This is a genomic window from Pyrococcus kukulkanii, from assembly GCF_041647995.1.
GTDB lineage: Archaea > Methanobacteriota_B > Thermococci > Thermococcales > Thermococcaceae > Pyrococcus.
Map to the genome: position 1 here is coordinate 1 of NZ_JARRIB010000007.1, position 23,847 is coordinate 23,847.

Annotated in this window: 19 protein-coding genes and 1 other RNA gene; 5 read left to right on the top strand and 15 right to left on the bottom strand. The window is 42.4% G+C overall.

Annotated features, from left to right (window positions below; all coding sequences use genetic code 11):
• Positions 1–137 precede the first annotated feature (137 nt).
• From P8X24_RS11370 to P8X24_RS11390, 5 genes are all read right to left on the bottom strand, one after another.
• On the bottom strand, positions 138–4,205 hold the full coding sequence (locus tag P8X24_RS11370) for a glucodextranase DOMON-like domain-containing protein (protein ID WP_372916338.1): 4,068 nt from the start codon (positions 4,203–4,205) through the stop codon (positions 138–140).
• Positions 4,206–4,215: 10 nt separating this feature from the next.
• Positions 4,216–5,559 carry an ABC transporter permease subunit gene (locus tag P8X24_RS11375; RefSeq protein WP_372916340.1) on the bottom strand — a complete coding sequence of 448 codons (1,344 nt, stop codon included), beginning with the start codon at positions 5,557–5,559 and terminating at the stop codon, positions 4,216–4,218.
• Positions 5,556–6,464, bottom strand: coding sequence for a carbohydrate ABC transporter permease (locus P8X24_RS11380; RefSeq protein WP_372916342.1), 909 nt, complete (start codon positions 6,462–6,464; stop codon positions 5,556–5,558). Before P8X24_RS11380 ends, P8X24_RS11375 begins: the two co-directional genes overlap by 4 nt.
• A gap of 63 nt (positions 6,465–6,527) precedes the next feature.
• The gene (locus P8X24_RS11385) at positions 6,528–7,862 is read right to left on the bottom strand and encodes an extracellular solute-binding protein (protein WP_372916344.1); all 1,335 of its coding nucleotides are present in this window, start codon (positions 7,860–7,862) and stop codon (positions 6,528–6,530) included.
• Positions 7,863–8,675: 813 nt separating this feature from the next.
• Positions 8,676–10,661 (bottom strand): alpha amylase N-terminal ig-like domain-containing protein, encoded by a 1,986-nt coding sequence (locus P8X24_RS11390; RefSeq protein ID WP_372916347.1) that lies wholly within the window; start codon positions 10,659–10,661, stop codon positions 8,676–8,678.
• Positions 10,662–10,896: 235 nt separating this feature from the next.
• Here P8X24_RS11390 and P8X24_RS11395 point away from each other — a divergent pair, with 235 nt between their 5' ends.
• Positions 10,897–11,742, top strand: a complete 846-nt coding sequence (locus P8X24_RS11395) for an SDH family Clp fold serine proteinase (RefSeq protein WP_372916427.1) — start codon at positions 10,897–10,899, stop codon at positions 11,740–11,742.
• 11 nt (positions 11,743–11,753) lie between these two features.
• Here P8X24_RS11395 and P8X24_RS11400 read toward each other — a convergent pair whose 3' ends face one another.
• From P8X24_RS11400 to P8X24_RS11415, 4 genes are read right to left on the bottom strand one after another with little or no spacing between them, the layout of a single operon-like run.
• Complete coding sequence (locus P8X24_RS11400) at positions 11,754–12,257, bottom strand: PUA domain-containing protein (protein WP_372916349.1); 504 nt, start codon at positions 12,255–12,257, stop codon at positions 11,754–11,756.
• Complete coding sequence (locus tag P8X24_RS11405) at positions 12,247–12,438, bottom strand: hypothetical protein (RefSeq protein ID WP_372916351.1); 192 nt, start codon at positions 12,436–12,438, stop codon at positions 12,247–12,249. Before P8X24_RS11405 ends, P8X24_RS11400 begins: the two co-directional genes overlap by 11 nt.
• A 6-nt stretch (positions 12,439–12,444) precedes the next feature.
• Positions 12,445–13,974, bottom strand: a complete 1,530-nt coding sequence (locus tag P8X24_RS11410; RefSeq protein ID WP_372916353.1) for a dihydropteroate synthase-like protein — start codon at positions 13,972–13,974, stop codon at positions 12,445–12,447.
• Between the two features lies 1 nt (position 13,975).
• Complete coding sequence (locus tag P8X24_RS11415) at positions 13,976–15,475, bottom strand: DHH family phosphoesterase (RefSeq protein ID WP_372916429.1); 1,500 nt, start codon at positions 15,473–15,475, stop codon at positions 13,976–13,978.
• A 91-nt stretch (positions 15,476–15,566) separates the two neighbouring features.
• On the opposite strand from P8X24_RS11415, the gene P8X24_RS11420 reads away from it, so the two are divergent.
• Entirely contained in the window at positions 15,567–17,273 is a 1,707-nt protein-coding gene (locus P8X24_RS11420) for a hypothetical protein (RefSeq protein ID WP_372916355.1), read from the top strand.
• Here P8X24_RS11420 and P8X24_RS11425 read toward each other — a convergent pair.
• Positions 17,271–17,326, bottom strand: an RNA gene (locus tag P8X24_RS11425) — C/D box small nucleolar RNA. The genes P8X24_RS11420 and P8X24_RS11425 overlap by 3 nt on opposite strands.
• Entirely contained in the window at positions 17,319–17,918 is a 600-nt protein-coding gene (locus P8X24_RS11430) for a DUF7411 family protein (RefSeq protein ID WP_372916357.1), read from the bottom strand. The genes P8X24_RS11425 and P8X24_RS11430 overlap by 8 nt, the downstream gene beginning before the upstream one ends.
• A gap of 127 nt (positions 17,919–18,045) precedes the next feature.
• On the opposite strand from P8X24_RS11430, the gene P8X24_RS11435 reads away from it, so the two are divergent.
• From P8X24_RS11435 to mce, 3 genes are read left to right on the top strand one after another with little or no spacing between them, the layout of a single operon-like run.
• Positions 18,046–18,477, top strand: a complete 432-nt coding sequence (locus P8X24_RS11435; protein ID WP_372916359.1) for a cobalamin-dependent protein — start codon at positions 18,046–18,048, stop codon at positions 18,475–18,477.
• A 43-nt stretch (positions 18,478–18,520) separates the two neighbouring features.
• Positions 18,521–19,468 carry a methylmalonyl Co-A mutase-associated GTPase MeaB gene (gene meaB / locus P8X24_RS11440; RefSeq protein ID WP_372916361.1) on the top strand — a complete coding sequence of 316 codons (948 nt, stop codon included), beginning with the start codon at positions 18,521–18,523 and terminating at the stop codon, positions 19,466–19,468.
• Positions 19,469–19,870 (top strand): methylmalonyl-CoA epimerase, encoded by a 402-nt coding sequence (gene mce / locus P8X24_RS11445; RefSeq protein WP_372916363.1) that lies wholly within the window; start codon positions 19,469–19,471, stop codon positions 19,868–19,870.
• On the opposite strand, the gene P8X24_RS11450 is transcribed toward mce, so the two are convergent.
• The 4 genes from P8X24_RS11450 to P8X24_RS11465 all read right to left on the bottom strand — a co-directional run bounded on the left by P8X24_RS11450 (position 19,871) and on the right by P8X24_RS11465 (position 23,805).
• Complete coding sequence (locus P8X24_RS11450; protein WP_372916365.1) at positions 19,871–20,152, bottom strand: hypothetical protein; 282 nt, start codon at positions 20,150–20,152, stop codon at positions 19,871–19,873. It lies immediately after the preceding gene.
• A gap of 3 nt (positions 20,153–20,155) precedes the next feature.
• A complete protein-coding gene (locus P8X24_RS11455; protein WP_372916367.1) occupies positions 20,156–20,803 on the bottom strand; it encodes a phosphoribosyltransferase in 648 nt (215 codons plus the stop codon).
• 46 nt (positions 20,804–20,849) lie between these two features.
• Positions 20,850–21,734 (bottom strand): asparagine synthetase A, encoded by an 885-nt coding sequence (locus P8X24_RS11460; RefSeq protein ID WP_372916369.1) that lies wholly within the window; start codon positions 21,732–21,734, stop codon positions 20,850–20,852.
• Positions 21,735–21,876: 142 nt separating this feature from the next.
• On the bottom strand, positions 21,877–23,805 hold the full coding sequence (locus P8X24_RS11465; RefSeq protein WP_372916371.1) for a phosphoadenosine phosphosulfate reductase domain-containing protein: 1,929 nt from the start codon (positions 23,803–23,805) through the stop codon (positions 21,877–21,879).
• Positions 23,806–23,847 lie beyond the last annotated feature (42 nt).

A 23,847-nucleotide genomic window follows, 5' to 3' on the forward strand; every position in this document is an offset into this window, starting at 1 on the left:
AAAAGTACTAGGAACTCACCATCCCTAACCTCTAGGGTTAAATCCTTAACCGCAGCAAACCCCCCGAAGATCTTCCATACTCCTTCAAGCTTCACGCTTGCCATGTTTTTCACCTCTAAAAATGGAAATATGGAAGATCAAAGCCTTCTCTTTAGTAGGATTAATAATGCCAATCCAAGGATTGCTCCAGGTCCGCATATCCCTTCTTTAGTCGGTGACTGTGGTGATTGAGTTGGGAAGGTGCTTGGTGCAGTTGTTGAAGTCTGCGTTGTCGTAGTTTTCGTCTCTGTTTTAGTTTCTGTTTTTGTCTGGGTTGGAGTTTCCGTTCTTGTAGGCGTTGGAGTTTTTGTCTCTGTTTTTGTTTCCTCTGGTTTCTCTGGCGGCTTATATGTTCCCTTTATTACTGGGATCATCAAGACCGTCGCGAGCTTCTTGTTCTTCAGATCATAGCTCTTGAGTTGCTCTTCTTGGGTTAGCTTGAATTCTGGGGGCACTAATAGATCTACCACTCTTGGCGCTAGACCGTCTATTACCGCTTGTGGCTCTGCTCCTCCTAGCTTCCATTGTTCAGCTTCAACAGCCACTGATCTCCACTTATCAGGCCCATAGCCATCTTGGCTTCCAACTAAGACCGCTAAGTATAGGCCGTAGGTGGTGTTAATCGTAAGGAACTTCTTCGGTAGCTCAACCACTATTGCATTTCTAGTTGGATCAGCTGAGATCCTCATTTCTCCTTGGTACACGGTTCCATTCGGAAGGACGATTAAATTCCCGTAGTCCCATCCTGCAATTCTAAGGGCTAAGTCCCAGGGATGGTTTGGATCTAAGTTAACGTTACTTCCTGGCCCGTCTGGGTACATCTTTATTGCTGAGGTGTTTCCTCCTGGCCTGAAGTCAAAGTACACCTCTATAATCTGGAGGCTGAATCCATTTGGAGCATTCCATGGATTGTCGCCAAGCTCCTTGAAGTAGAATTCCAGTTTCCAGTACTCCTCTTCTTCTTTCATAATGAACTTGAGGAGGTCTAGGTGGTGTGGGATGAAGACCTTGTCAGTTGCGTAAGTGTAAGTTCCCGGCCCGTGATCATCTCCTTCTGGATCAATTATCACTATCGCTGGTTTTATCATTGGAATGGCCCTTACCGTTGCCAGTTTCTTCTTCTCCAGATCATAGCTCTTGAGTTGCTCTTCCTGGGTTGGCTTGAACCCTGGGGGGGCAAGTAAGTCCATAACCCTAGGTGCTAGACCATCTATCACGGCTTGTGGCTCTGCTCCTCCTAGCTTCCATTGTTCAGCTTCAACCGCTACCGGCCTCCACTTGTCTGGTCCATAACCGTCCTGGGATCCAACTAATACAACTCCCCACAGTCCATAGCTCTCGTTGAGCTTTATGAATTTCTTCGGAACTACCACGACTATCTTATTGCTCGTTGGGTCTGCAGAAATCTTCATTTCTCCTTGGTATACAGTTCCGTTTGCCAAAACTATGATATTTCCATAGTCCCAGCCGGCTATTCTAAATGCAACATCCCAGGGATGATCTGGATCTAAGTTAACATTGCTCCCAGGACCATCGGGATACATCTTTATTGCTGAGGTGTTTCCTCCAGGCTTAAAGTCGAGGTAAACCTCTATAATCTGGAGGCTGAATCCATTTGGAGCATTCCATGGGTTGTCTCCGAGCTCCTTGAAGTAGAACTCCATGACGTAGGAATCGGTCTGCTCAAGTAGTCTGAATCTAAGTAGGTCTAGGTGATGTGGCACGAAGACCTTGTCCGTTGCATAGGTGTAAGTCCCTGGCCCGTGATCATCTCCCTCAACGTCCTTTATGTCAACTAACGGCACGCCTTTCACTTGCACTGGAAGCTTAACTTCCACTGGAGTCGTGATGACCTCGAGTTCCCCATCCTTAACCGTAGAGACTGCGAAGTAGAAGTCTTCGGGAGTTTCTATATATTCAAATGGAAGTATGATGTGAACCATGTTGTTCTGAATTAGGACTTTGGCTTCTCCTGCCTTCTCGTACCCTTCGTATCCTGTTGCTTTGTACACTTCCGCTTTTCCGTCTTTGACTAAGATGTGCTTGGTTATCATTAATCCAACGCTATCCTTTGAGAACGGGAACATTGAGTACCTGAATTCCTTTGGTTTTTCTTGAAGGAGCGTGAACGTGTTTCCTTCTCTCTTTTCATTTTCGTAAATGGATATTTCAAGTTCAGTTAAGTTAGTCCCGCTAATTACGAAATGCATACCGTTCGAATCAAAGTATATGCACACCTCTTTTGCCAGCGGGGAGAGGCTTGAGAACTTTTCCGTTTTGTTCTCGGTAAGTCCCACCAATGCCCTGGTGAAGTACGGCTTTCCATCTGGATAATAGTTTCCGTAGAGATAGGAGGGTGGCTCTAGACCAGCTAACTTGTATATCTCGTAAAGGTAAACTTTGAAGTACCTGTCGAACGTGTAGTCTTGACCGCTGTCTTGGTCGTTTCCGTACCACCAGAACCAGTCACTTCCCTCCGCAAGTAGGAGGTATGTATAAGCTTTCTCCCAGTTTTCCTGACTCATTTTGTCTTTTTCCTTCATCAAAGCTTTTCTAGCTAAGTACAGCCAGTGCCATGCATAGTTTTCCTGGGGTTCCCCTATCCATGTTGAGAGCGTCCCATCTATCCAGCTCGATTCTGGCCAGTACATTTCCTCCTTTACTCCAACCATATCGTATAACTCTCCGAGGGACTTGGCCTTCTTTAGTGCCTCAACTCTATCTCCCGTGAGATCTAGCCTTTCGAGCATCTTTGGTGTAAGCTTGTTGGCCTTATCCCCATACATCTGAATGTACTCGGAGGGAGTTACAGTTCTTATTAGTCCTTTCTTCTGTAGCTCGGTTAGTTTCTGGTATAACGTTTCAAGGAATAATTTTCCATCGTACGGATAGTGCTCCCAGGGATTCTCACCGTCAAGCGTTATCACGTAAACAAGAGAGCCGTCATAATTCAGTTTCTGGATCTTTAAGAGGTCATTTATGAAGTCCTCAACGGCTTTGTACTGGTTCATTCCTGAGTACGTAAAGCCTACCTTGTCGCTTAGAATGTGATCCCTGGGGAATAGGTAGATTTTCTTTCCGTTGAACTCTGCAACCCAGGGCTTGTAATAGTTTTCGGGGCTGTACTTTATGCCAAGCCTCTGGAGGACTAATTGATCCGTCATTACCCACTGCCATCCGTTTTCTGTTAATATCTCTAAGGTCTTATCATTGAGGGCACTTTCCGCCGCCCATCCACCCCTAGGCGTTACTTTTCCTCCGCCCAGGTACTTTTTGTAAAGCTCATTCGCAACTTTAACCTGGTCATCGAAATCCTTGTACCAGCCAAAGTCATTGAGAATTGGTCCTATTGGATGGGCAAATGGTACGGTCGTTACTTCCACGTTACCGTTCCCGAGTAGTAGATTTATCTCCTCGTGCATCTTAAAGGTATTGTTGAGGAGCCACATCTGGTGCTTTAGAACCGTCTTGAGGTCATCTCTTGTGTATCCCCCAACGTCAACCTTCTCGTATAAAGCCTTCAGATCTGGGTGTTCCATGATGTAGTTGTAGTCTATCCATGCCAAGTTAAAGAGAACTGCCAAGTCAATATAATCCTGTTCTGTAAATCCTTCTGTAACCTTTATTTTTTGTTCTTCTAGTGGTAAATTAGCATATTTTGCCTTTAATCTTATCATCTTGCTCCTAAGTTCGCTGTATCTCTTCCAGATTTTCCTTATCGGATTACCACTACTATCTGTTACTGGTTCCCCGTTCCATGGTATCGTATGGTCAAAGAACCCTCCGGGAGCTTGAAGCATGAACCACTTTTCTTCAACTGTTAGCGGTTCGCCGTTTGCTATTTTTTCCGAGATTATCTGATAGGTATCCTTTGAACCATTCATATATTGGGCTATCTGGTATATTAGGGTCCCTGAAAGGTCTATCGTGGCATGTACCTCTGGATATTTGCTCAGATAATATGCCATCTTCCAGTAGTTGTTCGCTGCATGTAGCCTAACCCAGGGTCTTGTAAATATCCCTTGGATTGGATCGTAATAGTAGGGCTGGTGCTGGTGCCAGACTATTATAACGTTTAGCGGCTTTGGTTCTTCGGCCTTTGCTGGAACTGCTAGAGTACTAAAAAGGATTAAAAAAATTGCAAATAGGGAGAGTAGCTTCCTCATTCCATTCACCTCATTCTTTCAATCCTCCTAATGTGAGCCCACTTCTCACGTAGTTTTGGGCTAGGAGGAACATTATAAACACGGGTAGTGCGAATATCAAAGCTGCGGCAGCGAATTGGTTCCACGAGATTGATCTCAAGTTGGCAAGCATTGTGTACAACCAAACCGTAAGTGGATAGTTCTCTTGGTTAAGTAGCAGGTTTGCCAGAACGAGCTCAGTCCATCCTCCTATGAAGGCAAATATTGCAACGGTTGCTATTCCTGGGAGAGCTAGGGGGATAAGAACGTGTCTTATAATCTGTAGGTATCCTGCCCCATCTACTAGCGCAGCCTCATCAAAATCTGGTGGTATCGAATCTAAGTAAGATTTTAGGAGCCAGGTGTTAAACGGAACACCTCCCGCTGCGTAAATTACTGGAAGGACAAAAATGTTATTGGTCAAATGGAGCTTAACTAGCATACCATACAGAGCCACGAGCCCAGCTATTCCAAGTCCTCCTGATACTTGGGTAAACATTAAATAAAAGTACAAGACATGCTCTCTCCCAAAGAACTTGAGCCTTGAGAATGCATAAGCAGACGGTATTACAAAGAGCAATGTTAGAATTACCGTGAGGCTCGCTATCAATAGGCTCCTTTTCATGTAATCTAGAACCTCTCCTCCTACTTTTGCTAGCCTAATAAATGCAAAATTTCTTGCTGAGAAAATGCCATTTTCAGTCGTTATGATGCCTCCATCTTTCAATATTACCTCAACGTTCCGAGCTTCATAAGTATTTTCGTTAATCTTTGTGAACTTCGAAAGATCTATGGGAACTTCTTCAGGATTTTCGACAGTTATGATTATTTTTTTGGCAAATATTTTCAGGTTCCTAATGGCTCCGACACTTTCTACCTTCTTTGCCTTGAGTTTTATATACTCTCCTCCAACTATAATCTGTACATCCTTTTTTTCGGGTCTTTCTTCTCCCCCTTTCCTCTCTAATATTGAGGTATCTATGAGGGTAAATCTGGCAGGGTAGCTCCCTGTAATTATTGCATCTCCAAGTACTATTTGATATCTATTTAGGGCATCCTTTATTCTTCCACTTTTTGCATTAATCTCAAAGTTTGTGGTTTTTATTAACCCCTCCATATGGCCAAAGAGCAAATCTTTATAGTTAGAAAGAGTTATCTTGTCTGGAATTAAGTCAATTTCTGTCGTTGCTAGTGCCCCAGAAGGTTTAAGCGAGAGTATTACCATATAGTATACTGGAAAGAGCAAGAGAGCTAAAACGATTAAGGCTAATAGGGTTGCTATGAGCGACTTTATTACTTCATCTTTTCTCTTTGGAAATTTTATTTTAAATTTCATCCCTTAGCACCCTCCTGGAGCCTAGTTATCTTCATGTTAATGAACATGTAAATCGCCAGGACGATTGTGGCTATTAGCAGAATTGCAGCTGCTCTCCCATAATGTGGCACCGAGCTTCCGAATGCTTTTCTGTATCCGTATAAGAGGAGAAATCTATCCTCAAACAATCCTGCATTATATATGAAGGGCACTAGGAAGTACTGAAAGCTTGCTGCTGATGTCAAAATAGTGGCAAAGGCAATGGGCTTGATAACGATCGGCAGAACAACTTTAGTTAACCTTTGCCAGTAGGTTGCTCCATCGATAATGGCGGCTTCAATCAGGGTGTCAGGGACACTTTGGAGAGCTGACGTTATCACCGTCATCATAAACGGATAAGCTAACCAAACCTCAATTATGTTGAGTGCAATAAATCCCCACGTCACGCTTGTCGTCCAGTTTGGGGGATTGGTGACCCCTATATCTCTCAACAAGATGTTTATAGGGCCTACAACGGGGTCAAACATAAAACGCCATACCATAACTGAAAAGAGTAAGGGCAAAGCCCAAGGGATAATTAACAGAGCTCTATAAAGGAACTTCCCCTTCACATACTTACTAGTGTATAAAACACTTAGGAGAACCCCCACCACTACCTTTAAAGTTACGCTAGTCGCTACAAATAGCCATGTCCATAGGAAGGCGGATCTAAATTTTGGATCGCTTAATGCCCATTTAAAGTTCTCTAAACCTACAAATCTTAGTGGCTCGGCTTCAGGTGCCTGTATTGGAAAATTACCCAATTTTGCGTTCGTGAAAGCGATATAGGTGGAGTACAGTATTGGGTATATGTTAAAGAATAAGAAGGCTGCCATACCGGGCAGTATCAAGCTGAGCGCTGCCATTGCCATGGTTTTTTTGTTCATTTTTCCACCTCCTTCTGGGGGTGACATTGGAAAATTTAGTAGAACAGAAAAAAAGAAAAATAGTCAACTGCTAAGTGATTCGAGTATCTCCTTTTGTGCATCTGTTAGTGCTTGTTCGATGGTTTTCTTACCTGCTATTATGTCAGTAATTGCCGTTGCAACTGGTCCCCAGACGGCACCCATTTCTGGACTCTTTGGCATTGGAATTGCATATTGTACGGCTTGACCGAACCCATAGAGAACTGGATCACTCTGGATTTCTGGATCGTTGAGAACTTCGGTAAGTACTGGGATGTAGCCATTTTGAAGTGAAAGAGTCTTAATTACATCTGGATTTGTTGTGAACCACTTCAAGAATGTCCAAATGGCATCTTTCTTGCTTTTGTCTGAGAGCTTAGCAACATAGATGAGCCTAACTCCACCATATGGGTGTGGCCTGTGTTTGCCATCGATCGGTGGTAGTGGAACAATCCCAAAATTAATTCCAGCTTTTTTAACGTCTGGAATGCTCCATGGCCCATTAATCATCATTGGAGCCTTTCCATCAAGGAAGAGGCTTACCTGAGCGTTGTAGTCTTGTGTTTTAGCGACATATGGGAATATTTGCTCGAAGAAGAACTTAAAGCCTTGCAAGGTTTCGGGCTTGTCGAGACCTGGAGTCTTGGTTTTATCATCAAAATAATAACCGCCGAATGCGTGCACCCATCCTGAAAGGAAGTATGGGTCTATGGGCGTTGCAAGGCCATAAGTTCCTTCAGCCTCGTTATAATATTTCTCCATAATTGTCTTCATCTCATCAAAAGTCTTTGGTGGATTTGGAATCATATCTTTGTTATAAATTAGAGCGACTGTTTCAGCAGCATATGGCATTGCGTAGTAGTGACCGTTATATTCAATAGCACTTTGGGCCATTGGGCTAAACTTGTTGAGGATTTCTGGAGTTATATATTCATCAATTGGCTCGAGTAATCCTGCCTCAGCAAACTTTCCGATCCAATCATGAGCCCACAGGAATAAGTCGGGCCCTTGACCGGCTGGGATTGCAGCTTTGAGAGCGGTTTCAAGGTCAGCTTTTTGCTCTAACTTGATCTCAATATTTGGATGTTCAATCTCAAATTCCGCAATTAAGTCTTCAAAAGCCTTGAGTTCATTAGGACCGAGGGCATGCCAAATAACAATTGTAACTTTCTCTTGGGTAGTTGGAGTGGTTGTGGTTTCAGTAGGAGAAGAACTTGATGTAGTGGTTTCGGTAGGAGTGGATGTTGTTTCGGAGGTGGTAGTTGTGTGGGGGTGGGTTGGAGATGTTGGAGTAACTGTTTTTCCTCCTATGCATCCACTTGCTATGGTGGCAAATGCCACCGCATAAACTAACAACAGGGCAAACAGCGTCTTTTTCATTACCTTCACCTCGACTGACTATATTCAAAGTAGGTATCATTCTCAGTGATATATATGCCTTACGCTTTGTTGCTCATAAATCGACATATGCACTAAAGGAGGCAATTATCAAATAAAAAAACTAAAAAGGATGTGAGTGGTTGGTCTCAACTGAGACTTCCTTTATTTCAGTTGAAGGTGTCAGAGGGCTGTGATTGTCTCATACTTCTCAAATTCCAGTATTCCCACGTGATGCCTTTAAGAACTGACTCTATGTAAGTACCAGCTGGAACACTCGCTACAATGAACAAGTTGAGCCATCCTGGACATAACATTGATCCAAGGGTTTCGTCGTTTCTGAACTCCAAAAGCTTAGCTCTGAGACACTACCTGTTAGCCATAAGTCTCTAAATTAGTGTTTATAACTTCAAAAATAGTTAGATTGTTAGATATTCAAATATTCCATTTGATCAGCTCTATCAGCTCTTTCTGTTATGATTTCAACATAATTCTCATAGTTGTGTAGTTATTCCTGATGAGATGATAAACTCAGCGCTCTTGTCGCTCCAATAACCAATCTCTGCAACCATAATAATTTTGTTATCAAGACTTTTCATGGAATATCTCCAAACCTTTCTCCACTAACTGTGAGAGTGTTTTCAGCCCATAAATTGTGGTTATGTTATCACATAGGGCTCCATACACACTAGGTCAATTATAGTAGTGAACAGTGAACTTGGTTGCTCCTTGAACAAGTCTGCGGAATGTCTCCCATGTTCCAAAGTTATAACTTTAAACTCCTTTGATACCTAGCCTCTAGACACTTCCATAAAGTTATAACTCCTTGATAATAATACTAGAAAATGATTCCAGTTGCATATCAACATTATCAAATGATCCACTCTGGAATAGTACTTCAAAGGAAGGTGGTAACCTTAGATGTTGGCTTTCCTTTGAATAGTTAATTGCTACTAAGATGTTTTCATTCTCTAACGCTCTTTTATAAATTAACAATCCATCTTTGAATTTAACCGGTTCAAAAATACCTTTTTGCAAAGCTTTGCTTCTCCTTCTTAGTCTTATCAACTCTTTTGTGGTCTTGAGAATTTCTTTATCCCATTTCTCAGTATTCCATTCCATAGGTGTCCTTGAGATTTCCATGGAAGGAACGTCCATGTTCTTTAACCCAACTTCGTCGCCATAATATATGGCTGGAATCCCCTTGTAAGTCATAAGGAATGTTAGAGCACAAAAGTACTTTCTCTTATCTTCAACGAGTCCTAAAAAGCGCTCCACATCGTGGTTGTCAAGGAAGGTGTACATAGTATATTCTGCTGGTCCATAGTAAACACTCAAAAGCTCAAGCCAGTTAAGAAATTCTTCTGCAGTAATTTCATTATAGACAAAGAATCTCAAAATACCCTCGTACAGGGGATAATTCATTGTTCCGTGGAATTTATCAAAGAGCCACAAACGGGCATCATCCATAACCTCTCCCAAAAGATATGCATCCTTTGGTACATCTTTCCTAATCTCCCGCCAGAGATCAGGAGGGATACCATGGGCAACATCCAATCTCCATCCATCTGCCCCTTTATCGAGCCAATATTTCATCACGGTGCGTATGAAATCTATAACCTTTGGATTTTCATGATTTAAACGAGGCATTAACCAGACTGAGAAGAAGCTCTCATAGTTCCATCCGAGTTCCTTAAGCTCTTGATGTTTCTTGAGCCAAGATTTATTGGAGTGCAGAATTTTTAAGAAGTCTTTAGAAACTACAGGAAAATCAAGAATGCGATAAAAGTTTTTGAACTTGCTCCCTTTTCCCTTTTTGAGGATATCTTGGAAATAGGGATGGAAAAAGCTCGTATGGTGGAATACTCCATCAAGGATTAGTTTGATGTCTCTCTTTTCTAATTCATTGACAAGTCGCTTAAATGCGGTATCCCCTCCAAACCTCTTGGCAACATGGAAATAGTCAATGACGTCATAACCGTGATACGTCATTGACTCGAAGATTGGGGTTAGGTAAAGTGCATTGATGCCGAGTTCCTCGATGTAGTCAAGTTTCTCTATAATGCCTTCGAGATTTCCTCCGTGATAGGTGATTACATTAAGCTCTGGCGTACAATTATGAGGATTGTTCTCTGGATATCCATTAGCAAAGCGATCGGGCATTATTTGATAAAAGACCCTTTCAAAAACCCAAGAAGGTGGCTTAAACTTTTCCTTCTGCTTATTAAAATTCACTTCAAAGTCGCCATAATCAATAATTTCATTTGCCGTGTGAATCTCAAAATAGTATTCAAGTTCCTCTTTTTTAGGCAATACTACTTCAAAATATTCGAAGGATTCATCTCGTGCTTTTCTTTTCATTTCATATTTCTTGTCTGAAACTAAAAACACTCTTTTAGCAACGTCTTTTATGGCTCTAAAGCGAATATATATTGAGTCTTCTAAAGAATACGCATAAACCAAAGAGGGATAGTGGTAAAATTTCTCTCCTGATAAGATTTTAGCAACATTAACAGTTTTTTCAAATTTGTATGAAAGCCTTCTATATACCGTTTTTTCACTATTTTCAGAATCTAATGTTAGAGTTCCATCAATGGAGAAAGCATAATACCAGATCCCCTCTGGAAGTTCAATTGTTATAGTCCATCTATCGCCTTTTTCTTTCATTCGAAAACTCCCTTCGTTGAATGCATTGAAATTTCCTAGGAGGTAGGCATAGCTCCCCCTCTTGGGGGTGCTGAATTTTACTTTTGCAACTTTGCCCAGGTATTTGTCATTTTTAAAGCTGAGAATCTTGTACATATAGCACACCCTGGGAGCTGTATCACTGCTGGTGACTAAGTTTTGCCTATTACTAGAGTCTTAAAAAATTTAGGGTATTTTTGAAAATCTTAAACGAATAATCTTCCTTGAGATTGCTCTAAAGTAAAGTCCTGGAAAATCCTAAAGAACAGTTGTAGGATTATCGAAAGGGCATATTGAATATATTCCAAAGCTTATTAAATAGTTATCAATGAACTTAAATTTGGCGATACCCATGGGTCTGCTTAGTGGGTTCCTTGGTTCACTCATATGGTGGTTCCTATTCATGTACCTCCTACTGTGGCCTCAAATGCAGTATAGGCAACTTCAGCTTGCGAGGGCAAAATTACTTGAAAGACTATCAAGGAAAAGAAACTCCACTGTTATAACCTTGATTCACAGACAGGAAAGCATTGGGCTCTTTGGGATTCCAGTGTACAAGTTTATTAGCATGGAGGATAGCGAGGAGGTTCTAAGGGCAATAAGGATGGCGCCTAAAGATAAGCCCATAGATCTGATAATCCACACCCCCGGGGGATTAGTCCTTGCGGCGACTCAAATAGCCAAGGCATTAAAAGATCATCCTGCTGAGACTAGGGTCATAGTTCCCCACTACGCCATGAGCGGTGGTACGTTGATAGCACTGGCAGCAGATAAGATAATAATGGATCCTCATGCCGTTTTAGGCCCGGTAGATCCCCAACTTGGCCAATATCCAGCTCCAAGTATACTTAGGGCTGTGGAAAAGAAAGGTGCTGATAAGGTCGATGACCAAACACTTATACTAGCCGATGTCGCGGAGAAGGCAATTAACCAGGTTAGAGAATTCATATATGACCTGTTAAAGGATAAGTATGGCGAAGAGAAAGCTAAAGAGCTTGCCCAAATCCTAACTGAGGGTAGATGGACTCATGACTATCCAATAACAGTTGAAGAAGCCAGGAAACTTGGTTTAAACGTTTCAACAGATGTTCCTGAGGAAGTTTATGCCTTAATGGATCTGTACAAGCAGCCAGTAAGGGAGAGAGGAACGGTGGAGTTTGTTCCTTATCCTGTGAAACAGAAGAGTGGAGGCCAATGATCTTTTGATCTTTATTTTCTCCTTAAGAACTCTCCAACATCGGCTAAGTTTTTTATGAACTTTTTTTCGTCTTTCGGATTGATTATTCCTATCCCAATAACATCCTTCCACTCGTTCATGACAACTATCTTCTTGCTTCCCTTCCATTTAAGTTCCTTTATAGCCCTTTTGGGAGCGTCTTTGCCAGTGGTAAAAAGGAATGATGCTTTGGGACCTAAAACAGCATAGTTTTTTTGAATTTTAATAATACTGAAGAATTCTATGTTTGGATAAAACTTCTCAACGAGGTTTTCATCGATTTTGATTGTACCAATGAATATCCCAGCACTGTATGGCCTTATCTTTAGCTTTTCGATAGATTTCCAAACCCTTTCATTAACAGCATAAACATCCCTATATCGGCCTTCAACTATTATAAAAAATTCATGAAGAAGTTCTCCATATTTTTCAGCTTCCCTTAAAATTAAATCAAGTTCCCAAGAAGAAGCTCTTCTGGCTCTAATCTCACCACTCATCTTCTTCCTCTTCCCACTCTTCTTCCTCCTCCTCGTACCACTCCTCTTCTTCCCATTCCTCCTCTTCCCAATTCTCCCAGTCTTCCTCTTCTACCCAGTCTTCTTCCATCTCTTCAAGGAGCTCTTCTTCCTCGAACTCCTTTTTAACTTTCTTCCTTGGTTGCATACCGAGATCCCTCACCTGTAGTTATTTCTTTCCAGTTATAAATGTTTCTGAGGAGTAGAAGTCTGGGAACAGCTCTTCTTCCTGAATATAGGACTTTCCAAGCTTTAACGCTGTATAAGCCTTTTCAAGTTCCCTTCCTAAGTAGAAAGCATGTCGGGGGGAAATTTTGAAGTTGTCTAGAATTGCATCAATTATCGAATCGGGCTCATCTCCTGTTATTGTTAAAATTAATCTTGTTCCCTCATAAGCGTTTACCCATATCTTCCCATCCTCAGTGAATATCCTAAAGTACACACCTTCGATTTTTATAGGCCTGCTCTTTGCTCTGATGATCTTCCTAGCTTTTTCAAATCTTATACCTTTCCTACGTTTTTCTTTTAGGATTAGGAGGGATAGCCCAACATCTTTAAGTCCTCCCAGAAGAATCATGTCAAGTCCCCTTCTCAATTCCCTTAGACTTCCTCTGCATTTTGGACTTGCTTCGGTTGTTAGGAGTAGGGATATTTTCAATTCTCCTGCTAGCCCTGCTAATATTGCATTTATCCCTGGGCTGTCGGCGTCGGTCATTTCAGTTACGTTCCCAACTCCTGATAGTAGGATATCGTTGGGGTTTCTTTCCCTGTAAAGGTATAGGGTCGTAACCGAGCGAGCGAAATTAGGATAGTGCTCAAGAATCGGATCAAGTATTATAGTCCTATATCCAAGGTCTTTGGCTTTTTCTTTTAGTTTTTCTAAGGAATTAACCCTCTCCTTTGGGTTCGTAGGGAACTCCCCTGTTTTCATATTGGTTGGTATTAGAACTACAGGCTTTTCCGTTACTAGGTCTTCAACATTACCCCAATCTATGCTTAATACTAAATCAACAACTTCAATGCCCTTTTCAAGTTCCTTCGTGTTAAGCGAGTCGATGGATAGTGGAGATTTAATTTTCTCCTTTATCTCAGGTATTATATCAATGAACTCCAAGTTTGTTTCCCCACTTACCATCCCAAGGTCAATTATATCTGCCCCCTCTTTCAGGTAATATTCTGCTTTCTTAATGACCTCCTCTATACTGAGTTTTGGGGCATCTACTATTTCTCCCAAGATCCTAGTTGGAAAATCCAAGCCGATTGGCAAATCCCCAATTAAGAAGTTCCATGGCTTCTTTAGGGCTTTCCTGATATACCTTTTATTTGAGGTTTTATTTTTAATATCCCGCACTCTTTTAAGGGCGTCTTGGGAAAATAATTCATCTGCGGGCACTTCCTTACTGAGCTTAAACCCGCTTCTTATGGCCCTAAGCACAACTGGCAAATCAATGGCGTTCTTTGGTCCCTTATAAGTTGGTATTCCTATTCTGTCTTCTATTTCCTGTGTTGATCCCCTGATAAGGCCAGGAACTAATATAATATCATACTCCTTTACCCCAGCTTTCTCTAAGTAGTCAGCTACCATCCTAGGAGTCAGAAAAGCTGCAACGGTAACGGGAGTTACAAAAACGTCGCATCCTTTTCCGTATTTCCTAACTATGGGTTCGGCAAGTCTGCCAGTTACTAAGAGGATCTTCAAATTATGGGCCCTCCTTCATTCCGAGGGCTTCCAGGAATTTTTCGGTTATGGCTTCTTCTACAAGCCTTAGAAGTGATGTTTTATCCTTGGCAAGTTTGAATATGCCTAGGGGAATTCTGGCTCCTCCTGCCTGTGCGTGTCCTCCTCCACTCCCTATCTCCCCAAATGCTTCCTTCATTATTGTCCCTATGTTCACCCTCACATCTCTTGTTCTTGCTGATATCTCTATCCTGTCGTCCACTATTCCAAAGACAAGGACTGTTGTTATTCCCTCAAGTCTTAGGAGAAAATCTGCTGCTTCAGCTATTGCATCCCTGTTTGCTATGAACCCTACATTGCTAATAACAACATTTTTGTATATCTTCCTGTTTAATATTGCCCTTGCTAATATTTCTGCCGTTTCTGTGCTTATATCTGGAAACTCAATTTTATCCAATAGATCGTAGTTCACTTTTCCGGTTAGAAATTCTATTGCCTTTATATCGACCCTGCTTAGCTTAGAGAATTTTTTTGTGTCAATGTACATACCATAGAAAAGGGCCGTTGCGAGGGCTTCTGTTATTGGGATTTCTAGTGCCCTTAAGTACTCAACCATGATGGATGATGTGGCATTGACTTCGGGCCTTATATCTATTAGGCAATTAGGATGGAGTTTCTCCTTAAGGTTTTGGAGAATTTGATGATGGTCAATAACTATCTCGACTTTCTTGAGATCGTTTTCATCTAAGATCGTTATATTTCCATTTGGCTGGGCGTCTACTATTGCTATGGCAGAGTGCTTCTTTATTTCGTAACTTCCCTTGGAGACTCTTTTGAATTCCATTCCTAGAACATTAACCATTGCTCTGTTTTGATGGTGGGTTATGTCACCCCCATAGACGATTTGGGTTTTAAGGCCGACAGTTTGGGCGATTAATGCTAATGCTGACGCACTTGCCATTGAGTCTGGGTCTGGATTATCATGCATCACAATTAATAGAGTATCTGTTCTCTCTTTTATCTCGTTAAGCTTGTTTAGTAGCTTCCTTGCATTTTTAACTTCACCAACTTTTTCTATCGTTTCAACAACTGCTCTAACTATTGCAGTTCTTGGATTTATTATATAGTCAATCTTAACTTCCGTCTCATACTGTTCCTTCAAGACATTCTCTATATCTTCAACGGAGACATCCTCGGGCAGTATGACAAGAACTGAGACATCTTTATTGTTACTTCTAATGACATGGAGCGTTTTTGCTATTGTCTGGACGTCAGTAGTAGTTATTATAACTAAATCCGCTCTCTCGATATGTGCTTTAAGAAGTGTAGCTGTGTAAGAAAAGTCACCTTGAACAACTTGAAGTCCACTTTCAGCTAGTGTTTGAGCTCTAATCATATCTTTTTCTATAACAGTTACGTCAAACTCTCCCATGAGGGCTTCGGCAATGGCTCTTCCTAATACTCCACCACCGAGGACGAGGACCTTCATGACTGCCCACCTAGGCCAATAATGTTTAAATATGACCCTCTAATCTAATGTATTTAAATGCATGTCCCTAGACTAACCTAAAACATGCTGAGGGTGGACATATATATACCTAATGGTGAGGGATATGGAAATACCTGAGATCAAACCTTCCATTGAAAATACTGTATGTCTCTCGGGAAATGAAGTTCTTAGCACTCTTGGAGATCTCTTAAATTCCCCTAATGTCAGGGGAGTATATGCTAAGATATTTGGCAAGGATGAGAAAGAAAGTTACATTATAGAAATACTCGCTGATAAATTAAGACTCTTGGCAATTGAGGGCACCTACATTCAAAAGAAAGAGAAAGTATATGGTGAAGAAGCTATCAGGAAACTTGCAGAGCTTGCAGATATACCCCTAATAGTAACCGCTTACGCTCTGGATGACCAGATGTTTAAGCTTGTTTTGGCAAACAACATTGATGTATATTCAAGAACTCCCGCAGTTCCCCTTTCTGAAGTCTTTAAAAAGAGGGCAAAAGAAACTATTGAAGAAGCTATTACCGAGGCTAGAGAGGAAAAAGAAGAGGAAATAAAGCAGATAACTAAGAAAGCTGAGGAGATCAAAGAAGAAAAGAAGGATATCAAAAAGCCTGAAGTAAAAGAAGAGATTGTCCTAGATATTAGAGGGAGGGATAATGCGGAAATCCCTGAGGACCTTAAGAGAAGGGTTGAGGATGCATTGAAGGACTATGTGAGGATAATAAAAGCAGACATATCCTCTAATATCCCAGGAGCTCAACTTAAATCTGTGAGAATTGAAGGAGAAGTTGGAGAAGGAACACTTTACATGGTGGGAGAGTTTTACATAGTGGCAGAAAACGGAGATCCTGAGATAATGAAGAGGAAAGGTCTATTTTTACTCCACAAACACGTACCTAAAATCGGGAGGTCTACTAACTTAAAACCGATAATTAGGGAGTTTAAGTTAAATGTTGTTGTTGGAGGAGAAATAGCGTCTATGGAAGCCAGGGAGAGGGAAGATGTGACATTGTGGAAGCTAACTCGGCCTCCAACAGCTCAATTAGCTCCAAACTTGTACCTCACAGTGGATCCAAAATTTAGACAGTACTTTGTTGGTTTTGCAAGAACATTATTAAAGGAAATTGAAGATGAGGGAGTGGTTGTTGACAAACTGGAAATAGAAGCTCTCGGTGGAGTAAAAGAATTTGAAATAAACATACATCTTGAAGGAAAATCCAGGGATATTGATGGCCCTATGCTACAGGCAAGGCTTCTTGGCCTGGCCAAGAGGCATGCTTCGGAGCTAACTAAGATCGTTGGAAAGTATGTTTGGATAAATCGTGTAGATGTTGCTTTAACTAAGCCACTTGAGCAAGAATTCTCAGCTAAGGCAACGGAATTACTTAAGAAGAAAGAAGAAATAGAAAAAGAAGTAGAAAAAATGCTAAAAGAAGCAGGAATAGAGGAGCTAAGTTACCTCTTGGAAGATAAGAAAAAAGAAATGGAAAAGACAATTATAGCATCTAGGATTAATTCTGCAGTCCAGGATTTGAAGCAAAAGATGCAAGATGAACTAAAAGCAATACCAAGAGCGAATTTAAGGTGGCTTAAGGTCAACTATGAGGTTAATGGAAACGTCATAGAGGTGCTAATTGAGGCTAGCCTTGCTAAACTTGAAGAGGAAGGGTTGTTTGGGGTATTGGTAGGTATCAGTGATGAGGAAATAAGGAGAAGGGCTACCGAGATAATTACAAGGATTCTTAGAGAGGTTTCGCGGGAGCACCAGGTGCAGATAAGGATAAAGAGGCTCAATATACTCGTTAGGTGATCAGCACTCAAGATCCTCATCACGACTCAGAACCTGCCGAGGTCATCATCTCAGCCCAACGACCCTTGATTGAATGTGCCTTGGAGGAAAAATATCCCTGGGGTTTATCCCTTTTTTCCTTAATGCGTACCTTAATTCAGTCTCATAATCCCCCTTTTCAAGCTTTTCGCTTTCTTCTTCCTTCACAATAAATATCTCGCTGACGAGCTCTCTTATTGTTTTGTATCCAAGCCCCAGGAGAGGCCTTATATATGCAACGTTGAACTTATCCTCAAGAGAGCGAGCCTTTCCAAGGTCTAAAAATGGAACTCTATCATCCCTTCTAGTACCATCGCTTATTCTCTCAACATCTTCCCTAGAGGCTACCAGCTCTAAAGCCTTCTCATGGATGTACTGGATTGCCCTTCCTGGCCTTCTATCCCCGATACACATTCTGACTGCCTCCTCTAGGACTTCTCTGGGGGCTTTAACTACCTCATGATCGAATCCTAGGATCTCCGCAGTTTCTCTCGCGAACTTCCAGTTGTCGAGGAGGCCGAAGGTTATTGTTACGAGCTTAACTTCATATCCCATCCTTGAAAGCATCCACGCTGCCAGTGAAGAATCCTTACCCCCGCTAAACAGGTGGTAAACCTCCCTCATCATGCTCAAACCTTTCGCCCTCGCAATAAAGAAATTACCCTTGCAAAAGTCGGGATAAAATGTCCAGAACCTTGACATTTAGCAACACTTAAATACTATTTCATGGAAATGAAAATTGTGGGTGGGAAAAATGGTTGAGAGGTCGAAGGTGAGGGTTCTCATAGCCAAGCCAGGTCTTGATGGTCACGATAGGGGTGCAAAGGTCGTTGCAAGGGCGTTAAGGGATGCAGGTTATGAGGTTATATACACGGGAATAAGACAGACCCCAGAACAGATAGTTGAGGCCGTAGTTGAGGAGGACATAGATGTTCTTGGTATAAGCATACTCTCAGGAGCTCACATGGTTTTAATCCCGAAGATATTAAAATTGCTTGAGGAAAGGGGGATAAAGCCAAATGAGGATATACTGATAGTTGCTGGTGGGATAATCCCTCCAGATGATGCTGAAGAGCTTAAGAAAATGGGTGTAGCTGAGGTCTTTGGCCCGGGAACTCCTCTCCAAGCAATAATTGAATTTATAGACAAGAATGTTGAGAAGCTCAAGAAGTTTCACCCAAGCTAACTTTATATTTTATAAGTTTGGATAATTTCTCCAGTGATTAACCATGATAGACGAGCTAATTGAAAGGTTAAAGAAAGGGGATAGAAAAGCAGTTGCTAGGCTTATCACCCTCGTTGAGAATGAGGAAGGGAAGGCAAGGGAAATAGTAAAGAGGATATATCCCCTAACTGGCAATGCTTACATAGTTGGTATTACTGGCCCTCCTGGGGCTGGAAAATCATCTCTTCTTGATAAGCTGATAAGAGAAGCTAGAAGGGAAGGCCTCATAGTTGGAGTCATAGCCGTCGATCCAACATCCCCCTTTACGGGTGGGGCACTTCTCGGTGATAGGATTAGAATGCAAAGACATGCTACGGATCCTGGGGTCTTCATAAGGAGCATGGCTACTCGTGGCTCCTTGGGAGGGCTTGCAAAGGCCACGAACGATGCGATAAAAGTATTGGATGCTTACGGCTGTGATGTCATATTTGTTGAAACCGTTGGAGTTGGGCAGGTTGAAGTGGATATCGTTAAGACTGCCGATACGGTTGTTTTAGTTACCGTTCCAGGCCTTGGAGATGACGTTCAGGCAATAAAAGCCGGATTAATGGAGATAGCGGATATACTCGTGATTAATAAGGCCGATAGGGAAGGAGCAGATGCTACGTACTTTGAGCTCTCCCTTACCTTGGACTTTGAGGCCGAGAAGTGGGAGAGGCTTGGTTGGAGACCTCCGATAATTGAGACAATTGCAACTACCGGTAAGGGAGTGAAGGAGCTCTGGGAGAAGATTAAGGAGCACAAGAAGTATTTAGAGTCTTCAGGAAGACTTGAGGAGAAGAGGAGATTCAGGATTGAGGAGGAGATAAAGACTATAGCTTCAGGAATAATAGCGAGTAAGGTTGAAGCTTCGATAAAGGAGGGGGAGCTTGAGGATCTAATCAGAGAAGTGCTTGCTAAAAGGATCGATCCTTACACTGCCGCGGATCGGATAATTAAGGAGGTGATGTAGATGTTCAAGAAGATAGACCACGTAGGAATTGCCGTTAAGAACCTTGATGAGGCAATAAAGGTTTGGGAGGGCTTGGGTTTTAAGGTTGAGGAGGTTGAGGAGGTTCCTGACCAGAAAGTTAAGGTGGCAGTTATAAAAGTTGGAGAGAGCAGGATTGAGCTTTTAGAGGCGACAAGTGAAGATTCTCCGATAGCTAAGTTCATCGAGAAGAGGGGAGAGGGGATACATCACTTGGCAATTGGAGTGGAGAATATAGAGGCCAAGCTTGAAGAGTTGAAGGAGAAGGGCTACAGGCTTATCGATGAAAAGCCAAGAATTGGAGCGGGAGGCGCAAAGATAGCCTTCGTTCACCCTAAGAGTGTTACTGGAGTACTGTTAGAGTTGTGTGAAAGAAAAGAATGACTATTCTTCCTTATTTCTCTTTACGTAGGGCTTTCCAATGGCTATCGTGAAGCCCCTAAATGAGTCATCTTTCCTGTGGAACTCCATGGCTAGGGGCAAGTCGTGCTTTTCACTCACAACTATCCTTATCAATCTAGCCCTCGGATGGTTGTCGAGGTAGCTTTCCTTTAGAGAATCATAATCATCAAGGGCCTTCCCTATCTCCTCTTTGTTCATCTCGTAGATTTCTCTCGAGTATGGACTGTGCTCCTTTATCTCTCTGATAGCCTTCTTCTTGTCCAAAGCTCACACCTTGACCCAAAAGCCGTTCTCGAACTTAAAAATGTTCCTCTTCTCGGCCATTCTCAGGGCTTCTTCAAGTCTCTCTTTAGGAACTTCAATGCCGTGGAGTTGCTTGAACAGCTCTATAATTTCATCCGTTGTCAGCTTGTCCTTTTCCTCGAACAGGTTGTTAGTTAAGTTTATCATGTCCTCAACGAAGTTCCACGGGAAGATTATCCAAGCCCAGTCAATGTCTTTAGCGTAGTAATCCGGAACGAACTTTGAGCCCTTTATGTTTAGGAGTGTGGCTGTCCTTATCTCTGCGGGGTTTCTGGTCTTCATGTACTCGTAGGCTAAGCTCATGCTCTCTCCAGTGTCGGTGATATCATCAACCACTAAAACTTTCTTCCCCTCGAAGTCGTACTGTGCCCCGTACTTGAGTCTCGCCCTGCCATCAGGGGTCGCTGTAATTCCCCAGTGTTCAACTTTTATGCTTACGAGATCCTTAACGCCGAGATAGTCACAGTAGAGCCTCGCAGCTATCCATCCTCCCCTTGCGAGGCCAACTATAACGTCCGGCATCCATCCGCTCTCTAAAACCTTCCATGCTCCAGCCTTGGCCCACTCTTCTATATCCTCCCAAGAAGCGAGGTATGCTGGAAACGACTTCATGGTGTCCCTCCCAAAAGAAGGGAGTGAGAAAATTTAAGAATTTTTCTCAGATAACCGCTGGGATCCCAGGAATCCTGGGGAACGGTTGAACTTCTGCAATATGCTTTGTCCCAACTATGAACCTGACGAGCCTCTCAATGCCAATGCCAGCTCCTGCACTCGGCTTTAGCTTTCCAGCCTTTGCAATCTCAAGGTACGGCCTGAAGGCCTCTTCACTAAGTCCTGCCTGCCTAATCTTTGATATTATCTTTTCATATTCCCACTCCCTCTCACCACCACTTGAAACTTCACCATAGCCATAGGGGAGCACAAGATCATAGTTTCTCCAGTAGCCGTCAACTTCCCTATCGTAGAACTCTCTCGGTATGTTAACCACCCAGAAGGGCTCGTCCATCTCTTGACTAGCCTTCTCATCACTTCCAAACTCGTCTAGTATCTCCCTGTAATCAAAGACCTTGAAGTGTCTAGCCTTCGGGAACTCCCTTCCCGTCCACTCCTCAGCCTTTCTGAAGAGGTCGTGGATTAGTTCTTCAATTAACTTCATAACATCCTTCATCTTCGCGCCTTCAATCTCGAAGTCAAGCTGTGTGAACTCATAGGCATGCTTTCCATCATCTTTGCTCCTGCTTTCCAGCCTGATGTTTGGCGAGAGGATGAATATCTTCTTTAGTCCCATGGCTATTGCTAGTTGCTTATGAAGTATCATACTATGCGTTAGCCTCATCTTGGTTCCGTAAACTTCCACTTCTGCTGGCTTCATTCCCTCTTCCACTGGATCTGGCCACAATGGATCAGTTATTGGGCTGAGTATTATTGGGAGGAGCCACTTGAAGCCCTTTCTAACGAAGAAGTCGGTCATGTAATCTAATACTCTAGTTTGGAGTTCCAATGCTGGGGCGACATTTCTTGACACTATTCTAACTGCATTCATAATAGCCCACCTAATTTGATGAATGCAGGGGGAGTTTTATGTCATTTGTGCAACAGAATTTGTGAGTGGGTCAAAATTGGTCACCAAAAATAGTCGAAAACTAACATATATACAAAATATACGGGAAATTTTTGACAACTATCTAAAGTTGACTACCTATATCGACACCTTTGATAACGACTAAGGGACAGACTTCCATACACTCCCTGCAATGGGTGCATTTCTCTGGGTCAACAACTATCTTCATCCTCTTTCTATCAATTCTTATAGCCCTCTCCGGACACTTAGTTACGCATACTCCACAGCCCACGCACTCATAGGCCCTTCTCACGAGGAAGAAGGAGGCATAAGCTTCATCTAATGTTGGCGATAATATGTAGTTTGTTCCCCCATAGAACTCGTTCTCACCCACAATTAAAAGTCCAGACCTTTCCGTAACTTCTCCAAGGATTGGAGCTACTTCCTTTATCCTTTTCAGGTTTATCTTTGTACTTATCTCAACTCTGTATTTCCCACCTTCCTCTTTTATGCTGAACTTTATGGGCTCCCACTTCCTTTCCTCTGGAATTTCTATACCGAGCTCTTTAGCTAGAACCTTCTCCCTCTTCCCGAGCCTCCTCCATCTCCAGAAGCCGTATTTTATCCACTCTTCTGGGAGGTTAAGTCTCTTCCTCCACTTTTCCAGCTCATTATACCACTTCTCCCATAGTTCTGGCTTTTCCCTTTTTAGCTTCTCTATTTCAGCTAAAGATTGGCTTGGGCAGAGGAAGCAGCCTATCCTGTCTATTCCCCTCTCGTATAGTTTATTGTACTTCAAACCTCGGGAGAATATGTAGAGCCAGACTTCCAAGGCCGTCCAGTGGAATATAGGTGCTGCACCTATCTCGTTGGGAACCCAGATGTTTCTCCACACTCTCCCCTGCTTGTACCTCTTGAAGCTCTCGAACTTTCTCTGGCCGACGAACATAAGCACTCCCTGGGGGAAATACCTTTCTATAGCGAGTGTTATCGGGCCAAGCTTGGTAACCTTGCAACACCATCTGTAGTCCATCCCAGGGGGAGAAAAAACATTTATTGCTCTCCAGAATGCATCCTTAGCATCTGCAATGACGAACTTTATTCCCTTGGGCTCCAGCTCTCTCCTTATCTTCTCCACATTTTCAAGTGTTTCTGGAAACTCTATCCCTGTATTATTGAAGAAAACCGTGAACTCTTTAAACGTTTCAAGTGCCAATCCTAGGACGGCCAAGCTGTCTTTTCCTCCAGAGTAAGCTACCGCTACTGGTAACTTATACTTCTTTGAGACCTTTTTCATGAACTCCTTTGCTTCCTCAGCCTTCTCCTCCAAGGCAATTCTGTTAGCCCTTATCACATCTTCAATCGTTGCCTTTTTTCCTTCAATTCTCTTCCCGCTGCCCTGAGCTTTCCTCTTCATCTTAACCCCGGTTCCCCTCTCTCTCGATACTAGTCCTTTGTAGTCCTTTTTAGCTATTCCAACTCCAATAACTTCCCCACTTTCGCTTACCACCACAACTTCATCGTTCTTCTTTATGCTCTCTTCGGCCTCAATTATCCCAACTGGGAGGACGTTAGCTCCTTTCTTTACTGGTTCCACAGCACCTTCGTCAATTATCACCCACTTCCTCATTTTCTTCCCAAACTTTTCCCAGAGAAGTTTTGCACCCTCGAGCTTTAGGGCGGGTCTCCACTCAAGCTTTATGGGGTCGAATATTATAAGTCCGAATATAAATCCGTCAAAAATTATCTCGTAGGCATCATCTTCACTCGGGATCTTGTTAAGTAAAACAATCTTATCCTCTAAAATCTTCCTCAAATCAACTCCGTAGTGTCTCATAAAGACCTCCCCGATCAGCTCAATATCCCTCTTAAATGCAAACCTAACGTCGCCTGGGGGCGTTAAATCTATTCTAAAAACTCCCTTCTCGCCGTGAACACTACATTTGTCCGAGATTAGAGGAACATTACATTTCTCACACCAATATATCCAGAACCTCCCCAGGACAACTGGTCCTCTCTTCCTCACCAAACCACCTGCTAACCACTTCCACATAACCTTTTTAAATTTCCCCTGCTAAAACGGGTTGAGTAGGAG